This window comes from Finegoldia magna, from assembly GCF_018371055.1.
Lineage (GTDB): Bacteria > Bacillota > Clostridia > Tissierellales > Peptoniphilaceae > Finegoldia > Finegoldia magna_I.
The window spans coordinates 1-7,485 of sequence record NZ_JAGYZD010000074.1 but is presented as its reverse complement, the minus strand read 5'-3'; the positions used below and the strand labels follow the sequence as shown (position 1 = coordinate 7,485).

The 7,485-nt window shown below is 32.5% G+C and carries 8 protein-coding genes and 1 pseudogene; 8 read left to right on the top strand and 1 reads right to left on the bottom strand.

The genetic code is table 11. The features are described from left to right. The 5 genes and pseudogenes from KHW44_RS04525 to tsaD form a co-directional block, all read left to right on the top strand. A partial coding sequence (locus tag KHW44_RS04525; protein ID WP_304066496.1) for an ECF transporter S component occupies positions 1 to 388 on the top strand: 388 nt, incomplete at its 5' end. A 110-nt stretch (positions 389 to 498) separates the two neighbouring features. Further along, a complete protein-coding gene (gene tsaE / locus KHW44_RS04520) occupies positions 499 to 963 on the top strand; it encodes a tRNA (adenosine(37)-N6)-threonylcarbamoyltransferase complex ATPase subunit type 1 TsaE (protein ID WP_225560478.1) in 465 nt (154 codons plus the stop codon). Beyond that, positions 944 to 1,630, top strand: coding sequence for a tRNA (adenosine(37)-N6)-threonylcarbamoyltransferase complex dimerization subunit type 1 TsaB (gene tsaB / locus KHW44_RS04515; protein WP_304066490.1), 687 nt, complete (start codon positions 944 to 946; stop codon positions 1,628 to 1,630). The genes tsaE and tsaB overlap by 20 nt, the downstream gene beginning before the upstream one ends. Next, a pseudogene (gene rimI / locus KHW44_RS04510) lies at positions 1,602 to 2,027 on the top strand (ribosomal protein S18-alanine N-acetyltransferase); the annotation flags it as partial. The gene tsaB and the pseudogene rimI, both read left to right, overlap by 29 nt. Before the next feature lie 21 nt (positions 2,028 to 2,048). After that, positions 2,049 to 3,071 carry a tRNA (adenosine(37)-N6)-threonylcarbamoyltransferase complex transferase subunit TsaD gene (tsaD, locus tag KHW44_RS04505; protein WP_304066501.1) on the top strand — a complete coding sequence of 341 codons (1,023 nt, stop codon included), beginning with the start codon at positions 2,049 to 2,051 and terminating at the stop codon, positions 3,069 to 3,071. 72 nt (positions 3,072 to 3,143) lie between these two features. On the opposite strand, the gene glmS is transcribed toward tsaD, so the two are convergent. Then, positions 3,144 to 4,964, bottom strand: a complete 1,821-nt coding sequence (gene glmS, locus KHW44_RS04500; protein WP_304066487.1) for a glutamine--fructose-6-phosphate transaminase (isomerizing) — start codon at positions 4,962 to 4,964, stop codon at positions 3,144 to 3,146. A gap of 344 nt (positions 4,965 to 5,308) precedes the next feature. Between glmS and KHW44_RS04495 the strand changes: the two genes are divergently transcribed. From KHW44_RS04495 to feoB, 3 genes are all read left to right on the top strand, one after another. Beyond that, positions 5,309 to 5,533 (top strand): FeoA family protein, encoded by a 225-nt coding sequence (locus KHW44_RS04495; protein ID WP_002835135.1) that lies wholly within the window; start codon positions 5,309 to 5,311, stop codon positions 5,531 to 5,533. A gap of 29 nt (positions 5,534 to 5,562) precedes the next feature. Continuing rightward, entirely contained in the window at positions 5,563 to 5,793 is a 231-nt protein-coding gene (locus KHW44_RS04490) for a ferrous iron transport protein A (protein WP_035109672.1), read from the top strand. Positions 5,794 to 5,805: 12 nt separating this feature from the next. Next, the coding region (gene feoB / locus KHW44_RS04485; RefSeq protein WP_304066484.1) for a ferrous iron transport protein B at positions 5,806 to 7,485 on the top strand (1,680 nt) is incomplete at its 3' end.

Genomic DNA, 7,485 nt, shown 5'->3' with positions numbered 1-7,485 from the left:
GATTTTGTTGAACTTTATAATTAACGGAACAACTACTGGTGGAGTTGGGGAATTATCTAACTTTATATTATCATCAGTATTTGTTGTTGTAGCAAGTTCAATTTACAACAAAGGTAAAAGCAGAAAATCAGCAATCACTGGATTGGTTTTCGGTGTATTGGCTTACACAATAGTGGCTTGTATTTCTAACTATTTTGTAATTTTCCCATTGTACGGAATTAATTTGGTTGATTTTACAAAAGAGTTTGCGAAAGTAAATTCATTGGCAGGCACTCCATTGATGTTCGTGCTTTTCAGTATCGTGCCATTTAACATTGTAAAAGGTATCATTGTATCTGCAGTTACAATCGCACTTTACAAGCCAATTTCAAGATTTTTGAAAAAATAATCAATAACATACATGTAAAAATTCATAAAATATACAATGACTCATTAATCTAAAATAATGGGTCATTTTTGTTGTTGTTCAGTTGTGATATAATTTATTTGGTGATATTTATGGAATATATTTTAAATGATTTAAAAGATACTGAAAAATTTGGACAAGTTTTTGCGAAAGCTTTAAAAAAACAAGATGTAATATCTTTGATTGGTGATTTGGGAGCTGGAAAAACTACACTTACAAAGTCCATTGCGAAAAGTTTTGGAATTGAAGACAATGTAACTAGTCCGACTTTTTCATTGGTAAATACATACTATGGTGATGTTCAATTAAATCATATTGATTTGTATAGATTAGAAGATGAGATGGAGATAGAATCCTTGGATATAGATGAGTTGTTGTATCCTGAGGGAATTACTATAATTGAATGGGCAAGTCAGGCACAGTCTTATATGCCTAGAAATTTAATCGAGATTTACATTGAAAAAACTGGTGATGTTTCCAGAAAAATAAAAATTGACGGTAACAACAAAAGAGAAAAAGAAATTATAGAGGAATTAAATGAAAATTTTAGCGATTGATACTTCAACTATGATTAGCTCTTGTTCTTTGATGGAAGATGGGCTGATTGTTGGAGATTATAATATAAATCAAAAGAAAACTCACAGCGAAACTTTGGTTTTGATGATTGAGCAAATGCTTGAAAAATTAGACACAGATATTGAAGATGTGGACGTGTTTGCAGTGTGCAAAGGACCAGGTTCTTTTACTGGTCTTAGAATAGGAATGACTACTGCGAAGACTTTTGCACAAGTTTTTGACAAGAAAATCGTCGGCATATCTACATTGGAAGCTTTGGCAAATATGATCAGCACTGACAAAATTATTATTCCTATTTTAGATGCTAGAGGTGGAAGGGTTTACTACTCAATGTTCACTAACGATTCAAAATTAGAACGATTGATGGAAGATGATTTGATTTATTTTGAAGATTTGATAGAAAAACTAGACGATGATAAGGAATATATTTTCGTTGGAGATGGAGTGTATTCTTTTGTAGATGAAATCAATTCAAAGGATAATTTCCACCTTGCAAATTCTTCATTGAATAATTGCATTACAAGGTCGATTTGCGACTTGGCAAATAAAACTGAAACATTTGATAGCTATTACACTCTTAGCCCAGATTATGTGAGAAAATCACAAGCACAACGCGATTATGAAAGAAGACACAGTAATGATAATTAGAGAGATGACAGCCTTTGACTTGGATGATGTTGTGGTGATTGAAAAAGAGAGTTTTTCTGATGCTTGGAGCAAAATAGGATACGAAGCTTGTTTGAAAAATGAATGTAATCATTATTATGTCGGAGAAAATAACGGAGAAATTGTAGGAACTTTTGGTTTTTCAGTTGTTGTTGATGAAGCTGAGTTACACACAATTTCTGTGAAGAAAAGTTGTAGAAACCAAGGAATTGCAACGGAACTTATAAAATACATGTTGGATTTTTGCAAAAAGGAAAATGTCAAAAATATTTTCTTAGAAGTTAGAGAATCTAACTTTGAGGCAATTAATCTTTACACAAAATTTGGATTTCAGAAAAACGGCAGAATTAACGGATATTACGATACTCCAAAAGAGGACGCATTGAGGATGATGTTGAATATGGATGATATTAAAGAAAATATAATTACACTTGCGATTGAAACTTCTTGTGATGAAACAAGCGTTGCGATTGTAAAAAATGGAAGAGAAGTGTTGAGTAATGTGATTTCTTCTCAAATAGATGTACACAAAAGATATGGTGGTGTGGTTCCAGAAGTTGCGAGTCGCCTTCACTTAGAAGCGATGAATTCTATTTTGCAACAATCTTTGAACGAAGCGAATTTAACATTGAAAGATATTGATGTAATTTGCGTCACAAAAGGTCCGGGACTTATTGGTGCATTATTGGTTGGGATTTCTTGTGCAAAATCTTTGAGCTATTGTTTAAAGAAACCACTTGTAGGTGTTAATCACATGCAAGGTCACATTTGTGCAAACTACATTAGCCACAAAGAATTAGAACCGCCATTTATTTCTTTGGTTGTATCAGGAGGTCACACTTATTTAATAGATGTTATAGATTATCAAAATTACGAAATAATTGGGTCTACAAGAGATGATGCTTGTGGTGAAAGCTATGATAAAGTTGCACGTGCGTTGGGATTGGAATATCCAGGTGGACCTGTTATTGACAGACTTGCAAAACAAGGAAACCCAACAGCGATTGATTTTCCAAGAGTAATGCTTGAAAAAGACAGTTACGATTTCAGCTTTAGTGGATTGAAAACAGCTGTACTAAATTATTTGAACAATAAAAATCAAAAAAACGAAGAAATAATAAAAGAAGATGTCGCAGCATCTTTTCAAGAAGCAGTCATAGATGTTTTGGTAGAAAAATCTTTTAGATTATTAGAAGAAAAAAACCAAAAAACTTTCGTTCTAAGTGGTGGGGTTGCAGCAAATTCCAGATTAAAAGACAGGGTTTTGGAAAAAGCAGAAGAAAAAGGAATACAAGTGTATTTCCCAGATAAAATCTTGTGTACAGATAACGCCGCAATGATTGCAACTGCTGGATATTATGATTATATCAACGGAAAACAAGACGGACTTGATTTGAAAGTTTATCCTAATTTAGAATTATAAATTTTAGCTAGAAAATTTAATATTAATCATCAAAAAAGGAGTGCTCACTTTAAAATGAGCACTCCGTATTTTTTATTCAACTGTAACTGATTTTGCTAAGTTACGTGGTTTATCTACGTCTAAGCCTTTTTTCAAGGATGTATGATATCCCAATAATTGTTCAGGAACTACTGAAAGTATAGGGTACAATAATTCTAAAGTTTTAGGAATGAAGATGATTTCTTCTGAGAAGTCTTTCATATTGTCATTGCCTTCAACTGTGATTGTGAATACCTTAGCTCCTCTTGTCACAACTTCTTGAACGTTTGATATTGTCTTTTCAGCTAATTTTGATTGTGTAATAACTGATAATGCTGGAGTGTTTTGTTCTATCAAAGCGATTGAACCGTGTTTTAATTCTCCTGCAGGGAATGCTTCAGTGTGAATGTAGGATATTTCTTTTAACTTCAAAGCTCCTTCTTTTACACTCAAGAAGTCAAGTCCACGTCCAATAAAGAACATCGATTTATCTTCCTTGATAGCTTCAGCTATTTTTTCAGTTATAGGTTCTGATTTTAATGTTTCATCTATTTTTTCAGGCATTGTTTTTAATTCTTCGATGTATTTTGAATATTCGACATCTTCGATAGTGCCTAATTTTTTTGCAAAATCCAAAGCCAACATTATCACTGTAACTAATTGTGAAATGTATGCTTTCGTACTGGCTACTGCAATTTCAGGACCAGCCAAAGTGTAGATAACTTTGTCAGCTTCTCTTGCTATTGATGAGCCAACTACGTTTGTAATTGCCAAGATTTTTGCACCTTTGTTTTTGGATTCTCTAAGAGCTGCCAATGTATCAGCAGTTTCTCCTGATTGAGAAATCAAAATCACAAGTGTGTTTTCATCTATAAATGGATCGTTGTATCTGAATTCTGATGCGATATCAGTAATTACAGGGATTTTTGCCAATTTTTCAATAGCAACTTTGCCAACTTCACCTGCATGATAAGCTGTACCACATGCAACAATGTATACTTTATTGATTTTCGATAATTCTTCTTTAGTTAATGAATTTTCTGCAAAATCTATTACGTTATTTTTTACATTAACTTCCAAAGTCTTTTTAACAACTTCTGGCTGTTCGTGAATCTCTTTTAACATAAAATGATCGTAGCCACCTTTACTAGCTTGATCAATTGTCATGTCTACAGTTTTAACTTCACGATCTACTTTTTCGAAATCTTTGTCGTAAATTGTGTAATTTTTCTTGTCGATTTCTACGATATCTCCATTTTCCAAATACACAATGTCTCTTGTATATTTTAAAACGGAAGGAATATCACTGGCTAAGATTATTCCGTCGTCACATTTTCCTAAAATCAATGGAGATTCTTTTCTCACAGCGATTAGTTTGTCTTTTTCGTATTCTGAAACAATTCCTAATGCATAAGCTCCTTTTAATCTTTTGATTGTAGATTTTACAGCTTCTAATAAATCGTCTTTGTAGTAGTGGTTAATCAAAGCAACCACAATTTCTGTGTCAGTTGTTGATTTGAATGTGTAGCCATTATCTTCTAATTCTTTTTTTAATTCTTTGTAATTTTCGATAATACCGTTGTGAACAACTGAAAATTTGCGGTCTTCACTTACTTGTGGGTGAGCGTTAATTTCATTTGGTTCACCGTGAGTTGCCCATCTAATGTGACCAATTCCGACACTTGCGTCGTTGTCGATTTCACCGATAGAATCTATTAAATTTTGTAATTTTCCTTTTCTTTTTACTGTTTCGATTTTGTCTGTTACTACAGAAATACCGCTTGAATCATATCCTCTGTATTCCAGAGATTTTAATCCGTTTAATATGATTTCTACGGCTGATTTTTCACCGTTATAACATACTATTCCGCACATATATTTACCTCCAAGTTTTTTAGAGATACACTTCATTATTTTTGTTTCAAAATTGCTCTTGAACTTTGTTAAATGCTAAGGCTGTGTTACCTATAGAGCTCCCGCCGAAAAATTCGATAACTCTATCCCTCGTTAACCGTAAAGGTCTGGCGCTTTTTTGTTTTTATCTCTTGAGATATTATATCAAATATAAAATGTAGTGTAAATTTTATTAGCAAATTGCAATAATTTTGTAACAAATGAAAACATAAGAGAAAATAATTCTCAATTCCGCTTGACATTAATACTCTTTATCAATATAATATCAATGTAATAGATTTAAACGTTTAAATGAAGGTGATTAAATGAATTTGGCATTAGTGCCGCTAAATGAAGATTTTGAAATCGTAAAAATAAAAAAAATAAAAGATGATTCACAAAAAAAATTATTGAATAATATGGGCTTTGTTGAAGGAGCAGTAGTTACTGTTGTTTCAGAAAGTTACGGAAATTTGATAGTTAAAATAAAAGGTTCAAGAGTGGCTATTGGAAAAGATATAGCTATGAGAATTATGGTAAATCATATTTAATTAAGGAGGGTACATAAGTGGATAACGAAATGAATCTTAAACACGCTGAAGTAGGAAAATACTACAGGGTTGTTAAGATTTTGGGAAAAGGTCCTGTTAAAAGAAGAATAATGGATATGGGTATTACAAAAAATGTAGAAATCTATATCAGAAAAGTTGCACCATTAGGAGATCCAGTTCAAATCAATTTGAGAGGATATGAATTAAGTCTTAGAAAAGATGATGCAGAAAATATTTTAATAGAAATTATAGATAAATAATTAGGAGGACTTATGTCAATCAGAATTGCTTTAGCAGGTAACCCTAATAGTGGTAAGTCCACGATGTTTAACGCATTGACTGGCTCCAACCAATATGTTGGTAACTGGCCAGGCGTTACTGTAGAAAAAAAAGAGGGAACCTTAAAAAATAACAAAGATATCAAAATTACGGATTTACCAGGAATTTATTCTCTTTCTCCATATACTTTGGAAGAAGTTGTTAGTAGAAATTACTTAATAAATGAAAAGCCAGATGTAATTATTGATGTTGTTGATGCTTCAAATATCGAAAGAAACTTATATCTTGCGACACAATTATCTGAAATTGGAATTCCGATGGTTTTAGCATTTAATATGATGGATGTCGTTAAGAAAAATAACGACAAATTAAACACAAAACTAATCTCTGAAAAAATGGGAGTTCCAATAGTTGAAGTTTCAGCACTGAAAAAATTAAATTTGGATGAATTAATCGAAGTTGCACAAAAACAAGTAAACACTCATCACAAATCAATCAATTCATTTAGCGATGAGATTGAAAATGTACTTGTTGAAATAGAAAATAGTGTTGAATCTATAAAAAATTCTGAATCAAAAAGATGGTTTGCAGTAAAAGCTTTGGAAAGAGATGAAAAAGCATTGCAAGTTATTGAAATGACTGATGAAGAAAAATCAAAAGTTGAAGAAATTGTTTCTAAAATCGAAGACGAATACGATGATGATGGTGAATCCATAATTACTGATGAAAGATATACATTCATTACTTCAGTAATTTCAAATTCTGTACAAAAAGGAAGAAATGGATTAACTACTAGTGATAAAATCGATAGGGTGGTTACTAACAGATTTTTGGCATTACCGATTTTCGTATTGATAATGATAGCCGTTTACTTTATTGCGGTAAAGGTGGTTGGTGGACCTCCATTCCACGATTGGTGGGCAGATACTGTAATGACTGATGGTTTAGGAAATCTAGCTACAAAAGGACTAGAAGCAATCGGAACTAGCGAATGGGTTACAAGCCTTGTTGTTGATGGTATTGTTGCCGGTGTTGGTGCAGTATTAGGTTTCTTGCCATTGATTGCTGCACTAGAATTGTTGCTTGCGATTTTGGAAGATATTGGATATATGTCAAGAATTGCATTCATCTTGGATAGAATGTTCAGAAAGTTTGGATTATCTGGAAAATCATTTATTCCAATTTTAATTGGTACTGGTTGTTCAGTTCCAGGAATTATGGCGACAAGAACTATTGAAAATGAAAACGACAGAAAAATGACTATAATTGTCGCATCATTTATGCCTTGCGGCGCAAAAACAGAAATTATTGCATTATTTGCAGCAGCGATTTTCGGTCAATGGTGGTTTGCCCCATTATTGTATTTCACAGGAATTTTAGCAGTAATAGTTAGTGGACTTATTTTGAAAAAAACTAAGGCGTTTTCTGGAGAACCGGCACCATTTGTAATGGAACTTCCAGAATATCACACACCAACTGTTTCAAATATTTTGCATGTAACTTGGGATAGAGTTAAATCGTTCATCATCAAAGCTGGTACAATAATTTTAGTTGCATCAATTGGTGTTTGGGTATTACAAAATATTTCTGTTAAGGGAGAATTTGTTCATTTCGCTGATGATAGTACCGATACTATATTGGCGTTCATCGGAAAAATATTCGCACCATTGTTT